This window comes from Microbacterium altimontanum (assembly GCF_058349865.2).
This window is the reverse complement of record NZ_JBYRJB020000008.1, coordinates 51238-70462: the sequence shown is the minus strand read 5'-3', so window position 1 is coordinate 70462 and position 19225 is coordinate 51238. Positions and strand designations below refer to the sequence as shown.

Below are 19225 nucleotides of genomic sequence, written 5' to 3'. Positions count from 1 at the left end.
CTCACACCTCCTGGCGGATGTGCACGAGCTGCACACCGCCCTCCGCGATCGCGGCACGGATCGCAGACGCGATGTCGTCGCCAGCCGCGATCGTCCGCCCGGTCGCGCCGAACGCCGTCGCGAGCGCTGCCCAGTCGGGCTGCACCAGGTCGACGCCCACCGGCGTGATGCCGCGGTCGACCTCGTTCTGCTTGATCTCGGCGTACCCGCCGTTGTCGACGCACAGGACGGTGAGATCCAGCCGCTGCTCGACGGCGGTCACGAGCTCGTTCACGCAGAACATCAGCGCTCCGTCGCCGATCACCGTGACGACGGGGCGCGTCGCGTCGGCGATGCGCGCGCCGATCGCGGCCGGCAGCCCGTAGCCGAGCGTCGCGTACGTCGGCGTGTACAGCATGGAGTGCGGCGTCGCCTGGCGCAGCAGGTTCGCGACCGCCATGTACACGATCTGCGACGAGTCGCCCGCGACGACCGCGTCGTCGGGCAGCGCCGCGACGATCCGCTCGCCGAGTGCCACCGTCGCCGGCAGCGCCGCGCGGGTCTCGGCGAGGATCGCCGCCCGCTCCTCGGACAGATCCGGCACGCGGCCGCCCGCCGCGGGCAGCACCGACAGCAGCCGCTCCACGACCGCGGCGGCGTCGCCCTCGATCGCGATATCGGCGGCGAGATTCTTCTGCAGCTGGGCCGGCGAGATGTCGACGCGCACGACAGCGCCGTGCGGACGCAGCGCAGGCGCCCACAGCTCGGCCTCGCCGAGCTTCGACCCCAGCACGATCAGGACATCGGATGCCTCGGCCACCGCCCGCGCGGAATCAAGGCGCAGATTCGCCCCGAGCGCGAGCGGGTGCCGCTCGTCGACCGTGCCCTTGCCGTTGAGCGTCGTGAGCACCGGCGCCCCCAGCCGCTCGGCGAGGGCCGTGACATCCGCTCTCGTGGCTCCGCCGCCCGCCAGGATCACCGGACGCGTCGCGCCGGCGATGAGCGCCGCGGCACGGGCGATCGCATCGGCATCGCCGTCGGCGGCGCCCGCGACCGGCCGTGCCTCGCGTGCTTCGGCGGGCACCTCGGCCGGCGCCTCCAGCACGTCGAGCGGGATCTCGATGTGCACGGGCCTAGGCCGCCCGGTGCCGAACAGCGCGAACGCGTCGTGCACCGCCTCGACCGCCTCGCCGGCGGACCGCACCCGGCGCGACCATTCCGCGACGGCGCCGGCCATGGCCGATGCATCCTTCGTCTCGTGCAGGGTCCCGCGATCGGCGAACTCGTCACCCAGCGCCGGGCCCGGCGAGAGCACGATCATCGGCCGCGATTCGCAGTACCCGGTGCCGACGGCGCTCATCGCGTTCTGCAGCCCCGGCCCCGAGGTCGTGATGACGACGCCCGGCAGGCCCGTCTGCTGCGACCAGCCGTCCGCCGCGTATCCCGCGCCCTGCTCGTGCCGGGTCGTGACCGCCCGGATGCCGAGGTCGGCCAGCGGCCGGTACAGCTCGAGGTTGTGCGTGCCGGGGATCCCGAACACCGTCGTCACCCCGTACGCGCGCAGCGTCTGCAGGACCGCGCGCCCCGCGGTGTCGGCGTAGTCGGGGGAGGCCATGGTCATGCTCCGATCATTCCGTTGCGTAGCGCTGCTCGCCGCCGACCCAGGTCTGTCGCACGGCGATCTGCGCGATCTCGTCGCCCGGCACCGCCAGCGGGTCGTCGGAGAGCACCGCGAAGTCGGCGCACTTGCCGACCTCGAGCGACCCGAGGTCACGCTCGCGACCGAGCGACACGGCGCCCTCGTAGGTGTGCGCGCGGAGGGCCGCGGCGGCCGAGATGCGCAGCGAGTCGGGCCCGAGCTTGTGGCCGCGGCGGGTGATGCGGGTGACGGCGGTCTGGATGGCCTCGAGCGGGATCGGCTCGGCGACCGGCGCATCCGACGACAGCGTCATCGGCACCCCGGCCGCCTCGAACTCGCCGAGCGGGTTGAAACGCTCGCCGGGCGTGCCGATGGCCTCCTCGACGCCCTCGCCCCAGTTGTAGTAGTGCTGCGTCTGGTTCACCGGACGGATGCCCGCGGCCGCCATCCGGTCGATCTGCTCGGGGGTCGGCAGGCCGCAGTGCTCGATGCGGTGGCGGGCGTCGGCGTCGGGCCGGTCGGCGAGGGCCTGCTCGATCGCCGAGACCACCATCTCGATCGCGGTGGGCGACTGCGCGTGGGTCGCGGTCTGCAGCCCCGCGGCGTGCGCGCGACGGATGAGCTCCGTGTACTCGGCAGGCTCGTGGTAGAGCTGCCCGGTGCGGCACGGGTCGCCCACGTAGCCGTCGGGGAAGTACGCCGTCCACCCGCCGAGCGTGCCGTCGGCGTAGAGCTTGATGCCGGCGAAGCTCAGGTAGGCGTTGCCGAACTGGCCGACGAGGCCCATCTCGAGCGCGTCGTCGAGCAGGTGCGACAGCAGGTACATCGAGACGCGCAGCGGCAGCCCGTTCTGCTGGGCGAGCCGCAGGTACATGTCGAACTCGCGGCGTGTGACCTGGCAGTCGCCGAGCGCGGTCACGCCGCCCGCGAGGAAGCGCCGGGTCGCGGCATCCAGCTGGCGCAGGTGCTCCTCGGGCTCGTCGGCGAGGTGGAAGTTCGGCCCGTGGTGCCCGATCTTCACGCCGTGCAGGCCCGTCAGGATGTTGCACGCCGCGTCCGACAGCTCGCCGGTCAGCTCGCCGTCGCTGTCGCGGAAGAACTCGCCGCCGGTGGGATTCGGGGTGTCGCGGGTGACCCCGTTCGACTCGAGCGTGAACGAGTTCACGACGCCGCCGTGGCCCGACGCGTTCATGAGGTACACCTCGCGGTCGGCGGCGACCTCGTCGAGCTCGAACCGGGTGGGGTGGCGCTTCTCGGCGAGGTTGCGCTGCTCGTACCCGTACCCGCGCACCGGCCGGCCGGCCGGGAGGTCGGCGGCCGCCGCCTTCAGCAGGGCGACGATCTCGGGGATCGACCCGGCCTTCTCCGGTCCGCAGTCGACCCACGTCATCATCTGCCCGTACATGAGGGGGTGCGAGTGGGCGTCGACGAATCCCGGCACGATGACCGCGTCACCCAGATCGACGTGCTCCGGCGACAGTCCGCGGCGGGCCGCGGCATCCCGGCACTCATCGACGGTGCCGATGGCGAGGATGCGACCGGCGTCGGTGAGCATGGCGCTCGCCGTCGTGCCGGCGGAGTCGACCGTGTGGATGAGGCGGGCGGTGACGAGCCGCGGTGTCGTCTGGGCGGGGGTGTCGAACGGGGCGAGTGTGCGCATCGGGCGGCTCTCTCAGATCGTGCGGGCGGTGGTGGTGTCGGTGCGCGGCGTGAACGAGTCGGTGACGGGCGCCTCGTCGGAGTGCTGCGGAGCGAACTTCGTGCACACCGCGGCGAGGACCGCCATCGCCGTGAACATCGCGATGACCGACCAGACGCTGCCGGTCCAGGCGACGAGCATCGTGGCGAACCAGGGCGAGAATCCGGCCCAGACCGCGGCGCCGACGCCGTAGGCCAGGGCGACCGAGGTGTAGCGCGCCTGCGGGCGGAACATCTGGGTGAGGATCGTCGCGAGCGGCGCGTAGGTGGCGCTCATCGTCACGCGGATCAGCGAGGCGAACAGGAAGATCACCGGCTCGATGCGGCCCGGCATGAGCAGCAGGAACGGGGCGAACACGAGCACCGAGGTGCCGAGGCCGAGGTACATGACGGTCTTGCGGCCCCACTTGTCGCCGAGCCAGGCGACGGGCAGCGTGACGAGGAACTCGACGAACGAGGCGATCGTCATGGCGTCGAGGATGACGCCCTCGTCGAGCTTGATCGGCTCGCCGATCGCGTACGAGGTCGCGAACGTCGTGGCGAGGTAGTAGCCGCCGGTCGAGATGGGCAGCAGTCCGATGCCGAGGAGGATCGGCTTCCAGTTCACCCGCAGGGCGTAGGCGAGCGGCATCGCCTGCTTGCGGCCCTCGACCTTCTTCTCGAAGACCTCGGTCTCCTCGACGCGGTAGCGCACCCAGATGCCGACGCCGATGAGCACGATGGACAGGAGGAACGGGATGCGCCAGCCGCCGTTCATGATGAAGTCGTCGCCGAAGCGGGCCATGATCGCGAAGATGCCCGAGGCGAGGAGCGCGCCGGCCGGGTTGCCGAGCTGGGTGAAGCCGCCGTAGAACGTCTTGTGCTTCACGGGCGCGCTCTCGACGCTCATGAGCGCCGCGCCGCCCCACTCGCCGCCGACCGCGAGGCCCTGCACGGCGCGGAGCGTGACGAGGAGGATGGGCGCCCAGACCCCGATCGTGCCGTAGGTCGGCAGGAGGCCGACGAGCACGGTGGCCGTGCCCATCGCGAGCAGGGTGATCACGAGCGAGAGGCGGCGGCCGAGCTTGTCGCCGATGTGACCGAAGAGGATGCCGCCGAACGGACGCACGATGAACGCGACGGCGAACGTGGCGAAGGCCGACGCGGTCTCGGCGATCGGGTCGGAGCTCGGGAAGAACAGGGGTCCGAGCACGAGGGCGGCGGCCGTCGCGTAGACGTAGAAGTCGTACCACTCGATCGTGGTGCCGACGAAGGCGGCGATGCCGGCGCGGCGTGCGCGGGTGTGGACGGTGGTCATGACCGCTCCTTTGCGGGGGTGCTGGATGCTGCGGGTCTGCCGGTGGCGGACGGCGCCTCGGCTGCGTTGGATGCTAGCCCTCGAGGCAGGCGCCGACAAGGGTAGAACTCCAGCGCTCAGTCGCTTCCGCTGGCGAAGTGAACGGATGTGTCGGCAAACCTCCGTGTTCTGTCATCCGTTCAGCTACGGTGGCACGCGTTATGATCGCCGCGAGGTGCAGTTCCGGGAAATTCGCGCGGAGGATGAGAGATGGACATCGACACCGAGCTCGTGCGGGCGCTGCAGCACGACGGACGGGCGAGCATCCAGGAGCTGTCGGCCGCGCTCGGCCGGCCGCGGGCGGCGGTGTCGGCGCGGCTGCATGCGCTGCTGCGCGACGGGACCGTGCGGGTCGTGGCGGCGGTGGACCCGGGGTTTCTCGGGCAGCACGTGCTCGCGCACGTGTCGATCCGCACGGACGGTGCGGTCGAGCCGGTCGCCGAGCGCCTGCGGGAGCTGGAGGAGTCGGTGCTCGTGTCGGCGATCGGCGGCGTGCACGACCTGATCACCGAGGTGCGGGTCGGGTCGATGGCCGCGCTGCGGGAGCTCGTCGCACAGATCCGCGGCATCGAGGGGGTCGTGGAGGCGAACACCCTGATCTACGAGTCGGTGATCAAGGGATTCTTCATGTCGCACTACCGCGGCGAGGTCGCGCTGGACGAGACCGATCGCGCGCTGATCGACCAGCTGCAGCGCGACGGCCGGCGCAGCTACCGCGCGCTGGGAGAGACGGTGCGGCTGTCGCCGTCGGCGGTGGCGACGCGGGTGCAGCGGCTCGTCGATGCGGGAGTCATCAACATCAGCGCGGTGGAGGCGCGGGGGCTGGCGCGGCGGCAGCTGTCGCTGGGGGTGGGGCTGACGCTGACGGCGGACGCGTCGGCCGTCGACGCGCTGGAGTCGTGGCCGAGCGTCGACTTCGCCGCCCGCACGGTGGGTCGGTTCGACGTCGTGGCGACGCTCGTCGAGCCGGCGTCGGGCGACCTGTTCGCCGACCTCGAGCGCCTGCGCACGCTACCGGGCGTCGAGCGGACGGAGTCGTGGTTCCACCTGCGCGTCCTGAAGGAGGACTACGCCCGCACGATGCGCCTCGCCGGCACGTGATTCCGGTTCGCCGGCCCCTGAGCGGGCGCAGCGAGTCGAAACGACCGCCTGTCGCCGACCGGCGGCGAGCGCCGGCGTCACGCTCACGAAGCGGCGGTTCGGGGCGGAGACCTGCACCAGAGGATGCAGAAACCTGCCCCGAATGCAGAAATCCGCCCCAGTGCCGACGATTCGCCGCTCGTCACCCACCGGACGTCCCAGTAGAGCGTCAGACACAGCTAGCCTCGTTCGTACCGAGACCCCTGAGCGACGGGAGTGTGGCATGACGGATTCTGCGCATGTGCCGACGTCCATTCCGCTCGCCTCGTGGCTGGAGCGGCTGGGGCAGTCGAACGGGGCGCCGGGCGGTGGCGCGGCGAGCGCGATCATGCTGGGCCTCTCCGCGGCCCTGCTGCGGATGGTGGCGGGCTACACGCACGATGGGCGGGCCGCCGATTGCGCGCGCCGGCTGTCTGAGCTGCGGATGCGGACGCTCGAGGGGTCGGAGGAGGACGGCGTGCGCTCGGTGGGGCTCGGGTCGGCCCTGGCGTTGAGCGACGACGACCCCGATCGCGACGCACGAGTGCGCGCCGCCGCGCTCGACGCCGCGCAGTCGGCGGTCGACGTGGGGGAGGTCGGTGGGCCCCTGTGCGACGAGCTGCGTCTGCTCCTCGAGATCGGCAATCCGGCGCTCGCCGCAGATCTCGCCGTCGCAGCCGAGGCTCTCGCGGCCGGCCTGGCCGCCGCATCCATCAATCTCCGGTCGAACATCCAACTCGCCGGCGCGCACCGGGAGGAGGGTGGCGGAGCGGACGACGCGCTGCGGGACCTCGAATCGGCCAGCGCCCGGCTCTCCGCCCTGCAGCAGGACGTCCGAGCCACCGCCGACACGCTCTCCGCGCGGATCTCCCAGGAGTGACGCGTGGGTGTGCGCTCACTCGGCGATGAGAACGTCGACGCCACCCTCCTGCAGCTCCGCCATCAGGTCGGCTGGCGGCTGCGCGTTGGTGATGAAGTAGTCGGGCGTGTCGAGCGCGGCGATCTGTGCGAACAGGTCCTTGCCGAACTTCGATGAGTCGGCGAGCACCGCAACGCGTGCCGAGTGGGCCATCATCGCTGCCATCATCGCGGCGTCGCCCAGGTTGCTCGTGGAGTACCCTCCGGTCGTCGACACTGCTCCGACGCCGATGAACGCGATGTCGCTGCGCACCTCGATCTCTCGGTCGCTCGGGCCCAACCGCAAGGAGATCGGTCCTGTCGTCGTCTGCGAGACGGTGCGGACCTGCCCGCCGAACATGTAGAGATCCCGAAGAACGTTGGGTGAGATCTCGGCGGGAATACGCAGGTTGTTCGTGGCGATCGTCAGGTTCCGATGCTTGCGCAGGTGACGCGCCAGGGCGAGTGTCGTCGTGCCGCCGTTGAGCATGACGACCGACCCGTCCTCGATGAGCCGCGCCGCACGACGCCCGATCGCCTCCTTCGCGGCGGTCTGCACATGGAGCCGGACCTCGAGTTCGGTGTCGGGCCGTGTTCCGGCCGTCAGGCTCACCGCGCCGCCGTGCGTGCGGATCAGCAGCCCTTCGGTGTCGAGGCGATCCAGGTCGCGGCGGATCGTGTCGGTCGAGACGCCGAAATGCGATGCGAGCTTGGCGACAGTGACCTCACCTGCCTCGGACACATAAGCCGCCAGCTCAGCCTTGCGCCCCGCCGGAAGTCGCCGTTCCGAATCGGACTGGCTCATCGGTCTCATCCCCTCGATGTTGAGATTCTGCGCACAGCACGAGCTTAGAGCAGCCGCATAGAGCCGCAAAAGAGTGCGAACAGTCGCGGCGTTCGCTGCGAGAGCTTCCGTGAGTTTGCTGATTTCTGCTTGACGCGGCCGCCTCCGCAAACCTAACATGCAGATACCTGCAGAAAGCAGTACACAACAGCAGACATTCCAACGACGGGAGAATCATGGGCAAGGAAGCTCGGAAGTCGCTGCGGCGGCTGCGATGGGTGCTCATGGCCACCGCGACCACGTCGGCGGCCGCACTCGCACTCACCGGCTGCAGCGGCGGCTCAGGTGGGAACGACCAGAACGTCACCCTCACCTTCTCGCAGTGGTGGGCGCCCGAGATGCCCAGCGGTGCGCTGCAGAAGATCGCGGATGACTTCCACGAGGAGCACCCGAAGATCACGATCAAGCTGATCAGCGCACCCTTCGCCTCGCTCCAGACGCAGACCATCTCACAGGCGGCATCGGGCACGCTGCCCGACATCGTGGGCCTCGACGGCTCCTGGGTGAACCCGCTGTACAAGCAGGGCGCGCTCTACAACCTCACCGACGCGATGAAGAAGGCGAAGTACGACGACAGCGAACTGGCCAGCCAGGTCGCCTTCAAGGGCAGCACCTACATGATCCCGGTCGTGAACTTCGTCTACCCGCTCTTCACCAACGACGCCATCCTCGCGAAGGCCGGCATCACGAACCCGCCGACCACCTGGAGCGAGTTCACCGCCGACGCCAAGAAGATCAGCGAATCGTCCGCGGGCGCAAAGGGCTGGGTGGTGCCCCTCGGCACGACGAACCCGAACGGTGCGCAGAACGACATCCTGTCGTGGGCGTGGGCCTCCGGCGGCAGCATGCTCAAGGACGGCCAGCCGAACCTCGTCGGCAACCCCGATGTCAGCGGCGCCGTCGACATGGTGAAGGACCTCGTCACGTCGAACGCGGTGCTGCCGGGCGCGAACAGCCTGCAGGAGACCGACAAGGTCACGAACTTCATCAACGGACGAGTCGGCATGATGATCGACTCGCTCGCACACGTGACGACGATCACGAAGGGCGCACCCGACCTGAAGTTCACCGTCTCCGCTCAGCCGGTGAAGGACGGTTACAGCGGCACGAAGGGGATGCTCACCGCCTCGTGGGGCATCGGCATGTCTGCCAAGACGAAGTACCCGACGCAGGCGTGGCAGTTCATCCAGTACCTGATGAGCAAGGACACCAACTCGCAGCTGTCCACCCTCGCGAACGGCTTCCCGGGCAACAAGACATCAGCGCCCGACTTCTCCGGTGCCGATCCGCACTTCCAGACCGCGTTCGGCATCTACCAGAAGAGCAAGCCGGTCAACGAGTTCACCGGACTCCCGGCAGCCGACCAGCTGATGACCTCGTTCCTCACCGAGTTCCAGAAGGCGGTGGCCGGGCAGGAGTCGACATCCACGATGCTCCAGAACGTCCAAGACCAGTGGAAGAAGCAATTCTGATCTGCCTCTGAGGCGCACAGCCGGGCCGGCCGCACTCCACGGTGCGGCCGGCCACCCGGAAAGGGAGCCCCATGACCACCTCGCCACCTGACACCGTGATGATCACGACGTCGGCACCCCGCCGCCCGTCACGGCCGCATTCCGGCCGGCGCGGTCGATTCGAGCCCTACCTCCTGATCGCACCGACCGTGCTGCTCGTGCTGGGCCTCATGGTCATCCCGATCCTCATCGTCATCGGGTACTCGCTCTTCGACAACGTCGTCACCAACCAGAATCCGGAGTTCGTCGGATTCGCGAACTACGTCACGGTTCTGACCGACCCGAACTTCTGGAACGCGGTCTCAAACACCCTGATCTTCACCGTCGCCAGCGTCGTCATCCACATGATCATCGGGGTGGCGTTCGCGCTGATGCTGAACTCCAAGCTCATTCACGCGCTGCCCCGGGTGATCTTCCGGGCGATCTACATCCTGCCGTGGATCTTCACGGCATCCGTGGTCGCGGTCCTGTGGCGCCTGCTCCTGGACCCATCGGGCGTCATCAACTACGTCTTGACGACGATCGGCGCGTTGCACGAAGCAGTGCCGTGGCTGGGCACACCCGCGACAGCGCTCATCGCGGTGACCGTCATCAACATCTGGTCGGGATATCCGTTCTTCATGATCAGCCTGCTCGCCGGTCTCCAGGGCGTGTCGACCGACCTGTACGAAGCGGCGCGGGTGGACGGGGCCGGCCTCATCCGCCAGTTCTTCAGCGTCACGCTGCCGGCGCTCCGGCCGATCCTCTACAGCATGGCGCTTCTCGACCTGCTCTGGACGACCCAGCAGTTCACGCTGATCTGGGCCACCACCGGAGGCGGCCCCATCAACCACACCGAGGTGGTCAGCACCTACACGTACAAGCTCGCGTTCAACAGCTACCAGTTCTCGCTGGCTTCCACGAGCGCCGTGGTCATCCTGCTGGCATCGCTGTTCGTCGCGATCTTCTACGTGCGCCAGCAGAAGAAGGCGAGCCAGTCGTGAGCACTGCAATGAGAGCGCACACGAGGCGCAACATCGGCCGCGTCTTCATCTACCTCGCCCTGCTCGTCGGCGCGGTCTTCGCCGGATTCCCCGTGCTGTGGATGCTGTCGAGCTCATTCAAGTCGAACGCGAACATCTTCGCCTTCCCGCCCAAGCTCGTCGACGGGTCGTTCTCCTTCGACGCGTACTTCGCCGTACTGACCGACCCCGTCAAGGTGGGCTACTTCGTCAACAGCTACATCGTCGCGATCTGCGTCGTGATCATCACGCTCGTCATCGCGCTGCTGGCCGCATACGTGTTCAGCCGCTACGACTTCAAGTTCAAGTCGATCATCCGCGTGGTGATCATCGGCGTCCAGGCCGTGCCGCCCATCACGCTGCTGATCCCGTTCTTCGGGATCATGGTGGCCCTGCAGCTGTACAACACCTATCAGGGCCTCATCCTCACCTATGTCGTGTTCACCCTGCCCTACGCGATCATCATGATGACCGCGTACCTCGACAGCCTGCCCCGCGAACTCGACGAGGCGGCGCGTGTCGACGGCGCCGGCTCGATGTCGGTCCTGTGGCGCATCCTCGTGCCGGTCTCCGTGCCGGGCATGGTCTCGGTCGGCCTGTACACGTTCATGATCTCGTGGAACGAGTACCTCTTCGCGTTGACCCTCACCCAGACCGACGACCGTCGCACGGTGCCGGTCGGCATCCAACTCCTCATGGGACAGAACAACTACCTCTGGAACGAGGTGATGGCCATGAGCATCCTCGGCTCCATTCCCGTGCTCGTGCTGTTCCTCATCTTCCAGCGGTACTTCATCGGCGGCCTTGCGGCCGGCGCCGTGAAGTCCTGACCGAGCCGTCCCCGAACCCAGAAAGAAAGAAGACACAACAGTGCTCTACACAGGCAAGTCCATCCTCGACGTCGCGAACGAGAACAACTTCGCCATCCCGGCCTTCAACATCAGCGACTGGGCCATGTTCAACGGCATCATGGACATCAGCGAGGAACTGGCTGCGCCGGTCATCATCGCGATCCACCCTGACGAGGTGGCGCACATCACGACCGATCTCATCCCCGCGATGCACTCCCGAGCGCACCGCTCCAGCGTGCCGGTCGCGATCCACTGGGACCACGGTGGCACATTCGACCAGATGATCACCGCGATCAAGTCGGGCTTCACGTCGGTGATGATCGACGCATCCCTCAAGCCCTTCGAGGAGAACGTCGCCCTCACCCGCAAGGTGGTGGAGGCCGCCCACGCCGTCGGGATCCAGGTCGAGGGCGAACTCGGCACGATCGGCGCCAACGACAGCTACGGCGAATCGGGCGCGGCGGAGATCATCTACACCAACACCGCCGACGCCGTGCGGTTCATCGCCGAAACCGGCGTGGACAGCCTCGCGATCGCGATCGGCACCTCGCACGGGCTCTACCCGGCTGACAGGAACCCCGAGCTGCGTCACGACCTCCTCGAGGAGATCAAGGCGGCCACCGGCATCCCGCTCGTGCTGCACGGCGGCTCCGCCAACCCCGACGCGGAACTGCGCCGGGCGGTTCAGCTCGGCATCAACAAGATCAACATCTCGAGCGACATCAAGGTCGCCTACCATAACCGCATGCGAGAGGTACTCGGCACCGACGAGCGTCTGCGCGAGCCGAACGTCATCCAGCCCGAACCGATCGCGGCGCTGAAGGCCACCGCCGCGGAGAAGATCCAGCTCTTCGATGCAGCCGGCAAAGCGGATCTCTACTGACGCGACGTCGCCCTCGGGGCCCGGACGCATGGTCCTGGGCCTCGGGGGCACGCTCGACGATGAGGTCGTCTGGGACGGCGACCTGCTCCAGCGCCTGGCGAGCGACTACGGCATCCGGATCGCGGAGTGCGATCCCACTGCAGTCATCCACGACGAGCGCGCACTGATCGCCGTGATCCTCGGCTTCGCGCTCCACGGCGGCGGTGGGGAACGGTTCGTGGAATCGCCCGACGTCATCGCCGAGTTCGCAGCGCGACACGACAAGACGGCGACGCTCGGCGGCACGTGCGTGCGTGCCGCTCTCGTGATGAGGGCGCTGGGGGTGCGCTCCACTGTTCACCTCGTGAGCATCGATGACACCTTCCGCCGGCTCTTCCCCGACGACTGCGACTTCATCTCGAGCGCGACGGCCGACGGCATGACTCCGCACCTCATCGTGCAGATGCCTGAGCGGGGCCTCATCCACCTGATCGACGGGGATGTGACGATCGCGGGGCCGAACCGACTGATCTTCGTGAACGACCCGCCCCACGTGGAGATGAAACTCAGCCCCGACCTCCCCGACGCACTCCGGTCCGCTCGATGGCTGCTGCTCTCCGGGTTCAATTCGATGAGCGACATCGACCTGCTGCGCGAACGGCTGCAAGAGCTGCGCGGAGCAGTGGCGGACATGCCTCTCGAGGGGCAGATCATGTATGAGGACGGCGGATTCCACGCACCCCGCCTGCACGCGGCGGTCCGCTCGGAGATCGCGCCCCTGGTCGATGTGTTCAGCATGAACGAGGACGAGCTCCAGGCACATCTCGGCCGAGAGGTCGACCTCTTGGATCCGCGTTCGGTCGCACAGGCGTTAGGTGAGCTGCGCCCGCGCATCCCGGGCCCGACGATCGTCGTGCACACCCGGCATTGGGCTCTCGCGACGGGGCCGGATTCCGGCCGGTTCCGGGCCGCGCTCGCCGGGGGAATCACCGCTGCGACCGCACGGTACGTGCACGGCGACGAGTTGCACGCGGATCGGGTCGCGGCGATCGCCGGGCTGGAGGCGCCGCCGGAGCATCGGCACTTCGCGGAGCGCGTGGTGCACGAGGCGCCGGAGCCGACGGTGTGTGTGCCGGCGCTCTCGGTCTCCGTCGACGATCCGACGACGATCGGCCTCGGCGACTGCTTCGTCGGAGGGTTCCTCGCCACGCTCGCCCCCACGGAAGGACACGCATGACCACGGCGCTGCAGCCGATCGCGCTCGCACCCAACAGGCCGACGCCCCGGCCGTACCGCGGCGGGGCGGCCATCGAGCACTTTCGTCGCCTGCCGGCGAGCGGGGATGCGTGGGCGCCGGAAGACTTCCTCGCCTCGACGGTCACGACGTTCGGTTCGGCGGTCGAAGGCTTGAGCGTCTTCGGCGGGGTCTCGTTGCGCGAGCGCATCGCGGACGATCCCGTGGGTTACCTGGGCGAGGCGCACGTGGCGGCGTTCGGCGCCGATCCGAAGCTCCTGTGCAAGCTGCTGCACACCGGCGAGCGGCTGTTCGTCCACGTTCACCCCGACGGCGAGTACGCCGATCGGGTGCTCGGCCTCGCCCATGGGAAGACCGAGGCATGGATCATTCTCGACGTGGACGGCGACGCGGAGGGACGCGCCTGGCTCGGATTCCGTGAGGATGTCGACGCATCCGTCCTCTCCGACTGGTACGCCACGCAGGACAGCGCCGCGATGCTCTCCGCCATGAACGAGGTGCCCCTCCGGGCAGGCGACGTCCTCTACGTTCCCGCCGGGCTTCCGCACTCCATCGGGGAGGGTGTCCTCATCCTCGAACTGCAAGAGCCCACCGATCTGTCGGTGATCCTCGAGTACGCGCCGTTCGAGCGAGTGGCGCCCGAGGATGGCCTCCTCGGACTCGACGTCGACGCTGCCCTGGAAGCCGTCGACCGCCGCGCTCTGAGCGGCGATGCCCTGACGACGTGTGTCGAGCGCGTGCCGGAACATGGGGCGGGCTACCTCCTGCCGCCGGAGTCGCGGGCATTCTTCCGCGCCGAATGGATCCCGGTGGCGCCGGCGAGCGAGGTGGAGCTCTCCCCGTCCTTCGCCGTGATCGTGGTCGTAGCCGGCGTGGGCCAGCTCACCTGGGACGGCGGTACCCGCTCGCTCATCGCCGGTGACACGGTGCTCGTCCCCTACGGGACGGGAGAAACGCGACTCTCCGGCGACCTCACCGTCGTGCGGTGCATGCCGCCGGAGCCGCGCGCGTAGTTCGCGCTCGGGCACGGCGATCGGGCGTGCGGAACTCCGCCTGATCGGGGCCGTTGACGGCCGATACACGGCGTGTCGCGGCCCTTCGCCTCCAGATCGACGGAGTTTCGTGCGGGTGCAGAGCGGCGTCCTCCGGAGGCGGGGGTGAGCGCCACCCTGAGAGGCCGCGTCCCCGACCTCCGCCGTGCCGAGCGACACGCGATTCGCGCCGCGGGGTTGACACGGATCGGACGATGCGCTTCCATGTCTGCACGGAAATGATAAAAGATTTCACACAATGAAACTTGAGCGTTCCGGACCCGACCCGCGAAACCCTTCAATGGCGAAAGGCGTGCCCCATCGTGACCTCTGCTGCTTCCGACGACCGGATCCCCGTCGTCGAAGCCGACTCCGCTGCCGATGCCGAGCGACCGCCGTCGCCGTGGTTCGAGCTCGGCGCGCAGATCTTCCTGTTCCTGCTGGCCATCGCCATCCTGGTGAACTCGCTCTCCCTCGGCCTCATGGTCCCGCTCGGCCCCGGCGCCGGGTTCTTCCCCTTCTTCCTCAGCATCGGCCTCGCCCTGCTCACGGCCGCCTGGTTCGTCCAGTCGCAGCGCACCCGCGCGCACGACCGCGCCGCCTCCGCCGAGATCACGGCGGCCGCCGAGAACCCCGCCACCGCCGAGAACCCCTCCGCGCCGGCGCAGCCCGAAGCAGCCCAGGCCGACGCCGACGCCGCCCGGACGGCAGCAGAGGATGCGGTGACCGAGCGCAAGCACATCGTCAACGTCATCGTCAGCCTCGTCGTGCTCGCGATCCTGATGATCCCGCTCGGCTACCAGATCCCGATGTTCCTGTTCATCGTGTACCACCTCTGGTTCCGCGCCCGCCGCCGCTGGTACACCGTGCTGATCATCGCGCTCGCGGGTAGCGTCGGCGTCTTCCACGTCTTCAACGACCTGCTCTCGGTCGCCCTCCCGTACTCGAACATCGAGTTCCTCAACACGATCGGGCTGTGACGGATGGACGTCCTCAACGAACTCCTGGGCGGCTTCGCGAGCGCCCTGACGTTCCAGAACCTCCTGTTCGCGCTCATCGGATGCGTCCTCGGCACGCTCGTCGGCGTGCTGCCGGGCGTCGGACCGGTCGCGGGCACCGCCATCCTGATTCCGCTCACCCTCGCGATGGACCCGACGAGCGCCATCATCATGCTCGCCGGCATCTTCTACGGCAGCCAGTACGGCGGCACCATCACGAGCGTCCTCCTGAACACGCCCGGCGAGGCGTCGTCGGCCATCACCGCGATCGACGGCTACCAGATGACCAAGAAGGGCCGCGCCGGCGTGGCCCTCGGCATCGCCGCGATCGGCTCGTTCATCGGCGGCACCATCGCCACCGTCGGGCTGGTCGTCGCGGCCAAGCCGCTCGGCTCCCTCGGCCTCAAGGTCGGCCCGCCCGAGTTCTTCGGCCTGATGGTGCTCGGAATCTCGCTGCTGGTCGCCCTCGCCGGCAAGTCGCTCATCAAGGCGCTCATCTCCGGCATCCTCGGACTGCTCATCTCGCTCGTCGGCATCGACCCCGTCGTCGGCATGCCGCGCTTCACGTTCGGCAACGAGAACCTGCTCGACGGAATCAGCTTCGTGGCCGTGATCGTCGGCATCTTCGGTCTCAGCGAGATCCTCGTGAGCGCGAAGCCCGAAGGCTCGACCCGGGCCCTTAAGGGTGGGCTGCGCGGGATGCTCCCGAACCGCACCGACATGCGCCGCGCGACCCCGTCGATCGGCCGCGGCACCGTCATCGGCTTCATCATGGGGCTGATCCCCGGGATGACCGGAACCGTGACCTCCCTGCTCTCGTACGGTGCGGAGAAGAAGTTCGCCCGCCACCGCAGAGAGCTCGGCACCGGCGCCATCGAAGGCGTCGCCGGGCCCGAGACCGCGAACAACGCCCACGCGAACGCCGCGCTCATCCCGCTGTTCACCCTCGGCATCCCGGCCTCGCCCACCATCGCGGTGCTGATGGGAGCCTTCCTGCAGCAGGGCCTCACCCCCGGCCCGTCGCTGTTCACCGAGCACGCCGAAGTCGCCTGGGCGATCATCGCCAGCCTCTTCATCGGGAACCTGATCTGCCTCATCCTGAACATCCCGCTGATCAAGGTGTGGACCGCGATCCTGCGGATCCCGCACCCGATCCTGCTGACGATCATCATGATCTTCCTCGTCGTCGGGTCGTACACGATCAACTACAGCGTCTTCGACGTGTTCGTGATGATCGGATTCGGCGTCGTCGGGCTGATCTTCCGCCGCCTCGACATCCCGATGGCCCCGCTCGTCCTGACCCTCGTGCTCGGTCCGCTCATGGAGCGGTCGCTGCGCGAATCGCTCGAGATCTCGCAAGGCGACTTCTCGGTCTTCTTCACCCGGCCGTTCGCCCTGATCTTCATCCTCATCGGCGTCGTCATCATGGCGAGTCCGCTGCTGAAGATCCGCAAGCCTGCCGCTCTCACCGCCGACATCGAGGTGTGACGACGCCCGAACCCCCCCCGCATCCCGAACTCCGAATCCCAACACACCAACCCCCGCAACACCTACGAAAGGCACTGAGATGAAGTCAAGGAAGATCCTCGTCATCGCCTCCGCCGCGATGCTCGTCGCCGGCCTCTCGGCCTGCAGCAGCAAGGCCAACGATGCGAACGCCGGAGCGAACTGGCCGCAGAAGGGCAAGTCGATCGAGCTGATCGTCGCGTACGCCCCCGGCGGCTCGGTCGACACCGCGGCGCGCGTCGTCGCCCCGCAGCTCGAGAAGGAGCTCGGCGTGAGCGTCGAGGTCGTCAACAAGCCCGGCGCCGGCGGACAGATCGGCTACACCGCCGTCGCCAACGCCAAGCCCGACGGCTACACCGTGGGCGCCGTGAGCGCGCCGTCGGTGGTCGTCACCCCGCTCGACAAGTCGCGCGGCGCCACCTGGAACCGCGAAAGCTTCCTGCCGCTGGCACGTCAGGTCTTCGACCCGCAGGTCGTCGCCGTCAAGGCCGACAGCCAGTTCAAGGACCTCAAGTCGCTGATCGACTACGCGAAGGCGAACCCCGGCAAGCTGTCGGCCACGACCACCGGCATCCAGACCGGCGAGCAGTTCGCGATGCTCTCGGTCGAGAAGGCCACCGGCGCCAAGTTCAACCTCGTCGCGTTCTCGGAGGGCGCCGCATCCGCGATGTCGGCGTTCCTCGGCGGCCACGTGCAGATCTACGTCGGCAACGTCTCCGACATCGTCGACAACGGCAACGACCAGGTGAAGGTACTCGGAGTGATGGATGCCGAGCGCAGCGCCTCGCTCCCGGATGTGCCGACGTTCAAGGAGATCGGCTACGACGTCGAGGAGGGCACCGCCCGTGGCTACGTCGCGCCGGCCGGACTCCCCGACGCCGTCGCGAAGAAGCTCGAGGACGCGTTCGGCAGCGCCATCCAGGACAAGAGCGTCATCGCCCAGATGGACAAGCTCGGCCTGCCGACGGCATACCTCGACTCGAAGGACTACACGGCGTACTGGGTCAAGCAGGAGGAGACGTACAAGTCGCTGCTGCCCGAGATCAAGGCCGGCTCCTGATGACGACCGCTCCGGCCGCCGGCCCGACCACTGCACGGCGCGATGACGAAGACGCCGTCCTGGAGCGCCTGCGCGCGCTTCCGGTGGCGGTCATCGGCGACGTGATGGACCGGCTCGGCGTGCTGCACGCGGCGATCAAGCCCGTGTGGGGCGGCGCTCGTCTCGCGGGTCGCGCGCTCACCGTGTGGACGCGCGCCGGCGACAACAAGACGATCCACGAGGCGCTGCCACTCGTGCAGCCCGACGACGTGATCGTCGTCAACGGCGAGGCCGACGAGAGCCGCGCCCTCATCGGTGAGCTGATCGGGCGCCGCGCACAGGTCGCCGGCGCCGCCGGATTCGTGCTCGACGGGGCGGCACGGGATGCCGAGGGCCTGGCCGCTCTCGGAGTTCCGGTGTTCGCTCGGGCGGTGACGCCGGCGGGCCCCTACAAGTTCGGTCCGGGCAGGATCGGCGTTCCCGTCGCCGTCGGCGGAGTGGTCGTCGAGCCCGGCGACTACATCGTCGGCGACGCCGACGGCGTGGTCGTGATCAGGCCGCAGCGGGTCGACGCCGTGCTCGAGGCGGCCGAGGCCAAGGCGCAGAGGGAGGTTGAAATACTTGAGGCGATTGGCGCAGATCAACGGCCGGTTCAGCCAGTCCTCGCGAAGAGATAGGGAGCCGACATGCCTCAGACACGTCGTACGGATGATGCCGAGCGGGCCGCCCAGGGCGGCCGCGCGCAGACCACCGCGACCCCGGCCACGCCGACCAGCACGATGCGCTCCTTGGAGCGCGCCCTCGATGTCATCGAGGCGCTGGTCGCCGCGGACGGTCCGCAGCGCCTGGTTGACATCGCCCGTGCGACGGGTCTGACTCCCGCCACCGCGCTGCGGATCCTCACGGTTCTCGACCGTCGGCAGTTCGTCGCGGCCGAGCAGCAGCGCTACCGGCTGGGAGTGGGCAACCTCGTGACCGCGTACGGCTTCATGCGCGACAGCGCGCTGTCGCGGCACGCGAAGCCGTACATGCAGGAACTCGCGGCGGCGACGGGGCTCTCCGTGGCGCTGTATGTCAAATACGGCATGAAGCGCGTGCAGATCGTGCGCATCAACGGGAAAGACCCGCTGCGCTACGAACTGCCGAGCGGCCGCCTGCTCCCCCTGCACCTCGGCAGCGGAAAGATGTTCGCCGCCTACCTCAGCCGTGACGAGTTCGACGCTCTCACCGCGGAGCTCCCCCGCATCATGCGCACGATCGACGGCCGCGATTTCTCCGCCGATGAGCTGTGGGAAGAGGTCCAGCAGATCCGGGAACAGGGCTACCACATCTCCTTTGCCGAGCGCGCCGTCGGCACCGTGAGCCTCAGCGCGCCGGTCACCGATCACCGGGGCGAGCTCATCGCGGTCCTCGCCCTGATCAGCCCCATCGAACCGACGCAGCGCTCCGACGACCCCGCCCGGATCTCCGAGATCAAGCGGGCGGCGGCGGCGATCGCCCGCGTCCCGTGAGCAGCATCCGCTCGCATAGAAAGCCCGAGCGGCGCATCCGCTCGAACAGAAAGCCCGAGTGACGGATGCGCCGAACAGAAAGCCCGAGCGACGCATCCGCTCGATCAGCAGTCGTGAGCGACGCATCCGCTCACACAGAAAGAAAGTG

The 19225-nt window shown here is 68.5% G+C and carries 17 protein-coding genes; 13 read left to right on the top strand and 4 right to left on the bottom strand.

Annotated elements, in window-relative coordinates:
• Position 1 precedes the first annotated feature (1 nt).
• The 3 genes from AC3RX1_RS14820 to AC3RX1_RS14810 are packed head-to-tail and all read right to left on the bottom strand — an operon-like array spanning position 2 to position 4613.
• Entirely contained in the window at positions 2 to 1594 is a 1593-nt protein-coding gene (locus tag AC3RX1_RS14820; protein ID WP_491502095.1) for a thiamine pyrophosphate-binding protein, read from the bottom strand.
• A gap of 13 nt (positions 1595 to 1607) precedes the next feature.
• Complete coding sequence (locus tag AC3RX1_RS14815; RefSeq protein WP_491502029.1) at positions 1608 to 3278, bottom strand: amidohydrolase; 1671 nt, start codon at positions 3276 to 3278, stop codon at positions 1608 to 1610.
• Positions 3279 to 3290: 12 nt separating this feature from the next.
• Positions 3291 to 4613 carry an MFS transporter gene (locus AC3RX1_RS14810; protein ID WP_491502028.1) on the bottom strand — a complete coding sequence of 441 codons (1323 nt, stop codon included), beginning with the start codon at positions 4611 to 4613 and terminating at the stop codon, positions 3291 to 3293.
• A 249-nt stretch (positions 4614 to 4862) separates the two neighbouring features.
• Between AC3RX1_RS14810 and AC3RX1_RS14805 the strand changes: the two genes are divergently transcribed.
• Positions 4863 to 5753 carry an Lrp/AsnC family transcriptional regulator gene (locus AC3RX1_RS14805; protein WP_491502027.1) on the top strand — a complete coding sequence of 297 codons (891 nt, stop codon included), beginning with the start codon at positions 4863 to 4865 and terminating at the stop codon, positions 5751 to 5753.
• 262 nt (positions 5754 to 6015) lie between these two features.
• Positions 6016 to 6651, top strand: a complete 636-nt coding sequence (locus AC3RX1_RS14800) for a cyclodeaminase/cyclohydrolase family protein (protein WP_491502026.1) — start codon at positions 6016 to 6018, stop codon at positions 6649 to 6651.
• A 15-nt stretch (positions 6652 to 6666) separates the two neighbouring features.
• On the opposite strand, the gene AC3RX1_RS14795 is transcribed toward AC3RX1_RS14800, so the two are convergent.
• Positions 6667 to 7473: a DeoR/GlpR family DNA-binding transcription regulator gene (locus AC3RX1_RS14795; protein ID WP_491502025.1), complete on the bottom strand. Its 807-nt coding sequence runs from the start codon at positions 7471 to 7473 to the stop codon at positions 6667 to 6669.
• Positions 7474 to 7688: 215 nt separating this feature from the next.
• Here AC3RX1_RS14795 and AC3RX1_RS14790 point away from each other — a divergent pair, with 215 nt between their 5' ends.
• The 11 genes from AC3RX1_RS14790 (at position 7689) to AC3RX1_RS14740 (ending at position 19077) form a co-directional block, all read left to right on the top strand.
• Positions 7689 to 8984 carry an ABC transporter substrate-binding protein gene (locus AC3RX1_RS14790; protein WP_491502024.1) on the top strand — a complete coding sequence of 432 codons (1296 nt, stop codon included), beginning with the start codon at positions 7689 to 7691 and terminating at the stop codon, positions 8982 to 8984.
• 71 nt (positions 8985 to 9055) lie between these two features.
• Positions 9056 to 10006, top strand: a complete 951-nt coding sequence (locus tag AC3RX1_RS14785; protein ID WP_491502023.1) for a carbohydrate ABC transporter permease — start codon at positions 9056 to 9058, stop codon at positions 10004 to 10006.
• Positions 10003 to 10854, top strand: a complete 852-nt coding sequence (locus AC3RX1_RS14780; RefSeq protein WP_491502022.1) for a carbohydrate ABC transporter permease — start codon at positions 10003 to 10005, stop codon at positions 10852 to 10854. Before AC3RX1_RS14785 ends, AC3RX1_RS14780 begins: the two co-directional genes overlap by 4 nt.
• A gap of 40 nt (positions 10855 to 10894) precedes the next feature.
• Positions 10895 to 11758 carry a ketose-bisphosphate aldolase gene (locus AC3RX1_RS14775; protein WP_491502021.1) on the top strand — a complete coding sequence of 288 codons (864 nt, stop codon included), beginning with the start codon at positions 10895 to 10897 and terminating at the stop codon, positions 11756 to 11758.
• 28 nt (positions 11759 to 11786) lie between these two features.
• On the top strand, positions 11787 to 12974 hold the full coding sequence (locus AC3RX1_RS14770; RefSeq protein WP_491502020.1) for an ADP-dependent glucokinase/phosphofructokinase: 1188 nt from the start codon (positions 11787 to 11789) through the stop codon (positions 12972 to 12974).
• A complete protein-coding gene (locus AC3RX1_RS14765) occupies positions 12971 to 14005 on the top strand; it encodes a class I mannose-6-phosphate isomerase (protein ID WP_491502019.1) in 1035 nt (344 codons plus the stop codon). The genes AC3RX1_RS14770 and AC3RX1_RS14765 overlap by 4 nt, the downstream gene beginning before the upstream one ends.
• 341 nt (positions 14006 to 14346) lie before the next feature.
• Positions 14347 to 15003: a tripartite tricarboxylate transporter TctB family protein gene (locus AC3RX1_RS14760; protein ID WP_491502018.1), complete on the top strand. Its 657-nt coding sequence runs from the start codon at positions 14347 to 14349 to the stop codon at positions 15001 to 15003.
• A gap of 3 nt (positions 15004 to 15006) precedes the next feature.
• Complete coding sequence (locus AC3RX1_RS14755; RefSeq protein WP_491502017.1) at positions 15007 to 16509, top strand: tripartite tricarboxylate transporter permease; 1503 nt, start codon at positions 15007 to 15009, stop codon at positions 16507 to 16509.
• Positions 16510 to 16588: 79 nt separating this feature from the next.
• Positions 16589 to 17587, top strand: a complete 999-nt coding sequence (locus tag AC3RX1_RS14750; protein WP_491502016.1) for a tripartite tricarboxylate transporter substrate binding protein — start codon at positions 16589 to 16591, stop codon at positions 17585 to 17587.
• Entirely contained in the window at positions 17587 to 18243 is a 657-nt protein-coding gene (locus AC3RX1_RS14745; RefSeq protein WP_491502015.1) for an RraA family protein, read from the top strand. The genes AC3RX1_RS14750 and AC3RX1_RS14745 overlap by 1 nt, the downstream gene beginning before the upstream one ends.
• Positions 18244 to 18252: 9 nt before the next feature.
• Positions 18253 to 19077 (top strand): IclR family transcriptional regulator, encoded by an 825-nt coding sequence (locus AC3RX1_RS14740; protein ID WP_491502014.1) that lies wholly within the window; start codon positions 18253 to 18255, stop codon positions 19075 to 19077.
• Positions 19078 to 19225: the final 148 nt, after the last annotated feature.

What these genes read in the sequence shown, in the direction of transcription:
- AC3RX1_RS14820 (WP_491502095.1), bottom strand. Translation starts at nt 1,594, where the DNA reads ATGGCCTCCCCCGACTACGCCGACACCGCGGGGCGCGCGGTCCTGCAG.
- AC3RX1_RS14815 (WP_491502029.1), bottom strand. Translation starts at nt 3,278, where the DNA reads ATGCGCACACTCGCCCCGTTCGACACCCCCGCCCAGACGACACCGCGG.
- AC3RX1_RS14810 (WP_491502028.1), bottom strand. Translation starts at nt 4,613, where the DNA reads ATGACCACCGTCCACACCCGCGCACGCCGCGCCGGCATCGCCGCCTTC.
- AC3RX1_RS14805 (WP_491502027.1), top strand. Translation starts at nt 4,863, where the DNA reads ATGGACATCGACACCGAGCTCGTGCGGGCGCTGCAGCACGACGGACGG.
- AC3RX1_RS14800 (WP_491502026.1), top strand. Translation starts at nt 6,016, where the DNA reads ATGACGGATTCTGCGCATGTGCCGACGTCCATTCCGCTCGCCTCGTGG.
- AC3RX1_RS14795 (WP_491502025.1), bottom strand. Translation starts at nt 7,473, where the DNA reads ATGAGCCAGTCCGATTCGGAACGGCGACTTCCGGCGGGGCGCAAGGCT.
- AC3RX1_RS14790 (WP_491502024.1), top strand. Translation starts at nt 7,689, where the DNA reads ATGGGCAAGGAAGCTCGGAAGTCGCTGCGGCGGCTGCGATGGGTGCTC.
- AC3RX1_RS14785 (WP_491502023.1), top strand. Translation starts at nt 9,056, where the DNA reads ATGACCACCTCGCCACCTGACACCGTGATGATCACGACGTCGGCACCC.
- AC3RX1_RS14770 (WP_491502020.1), top strand. Translation starts at nt 11,787, where the DNA reads ATGGTCCTGGGCCTCGGGGGCACGCTCGACGATGAGGTCGTCTGGGAC.
- AC3RX1_RS14765 (WP_491502019.1), top strand. Translation starts at nt 12,971, where the DNA reads ATGACCACGGCGCTGCAGCCGATCGCGCTCGCACCCAACAGGCCGACG.
- AC3RX1_RS14755 (WP_491502017.1), top strand. Translation starts at nt 15,007, where the DNA reads ATGGACGTCCTCAACGAACTCCTGGGCGGCTTCGCGAGCGCCCTGACG.
- AC3RX1_RS14750 (WP_491502016.1), top strand. Translation starts at nt 16,589, where the DNA reads ATGAAGTCAAGGAAGATCCTCGTCATCGCCTCCGCCGCGATGCTCGTC.
- AC3RX1_RS14745 (WP_491502015.1), top strand. Translation starts at nt 17,587, where the DNA reads ATGACGACCGCTCCGGCCGCCGGCCCGACCACTGCACGGCGCGATGAC.
- AC3RX1_RS14740 (WP_491502014.1), top strand. Translation starts at nt 18,253, where the DNA reads ATGCCTCAGACACGTCGTACGGATGATGCCGAGCGGGCCGCCCAGGGC.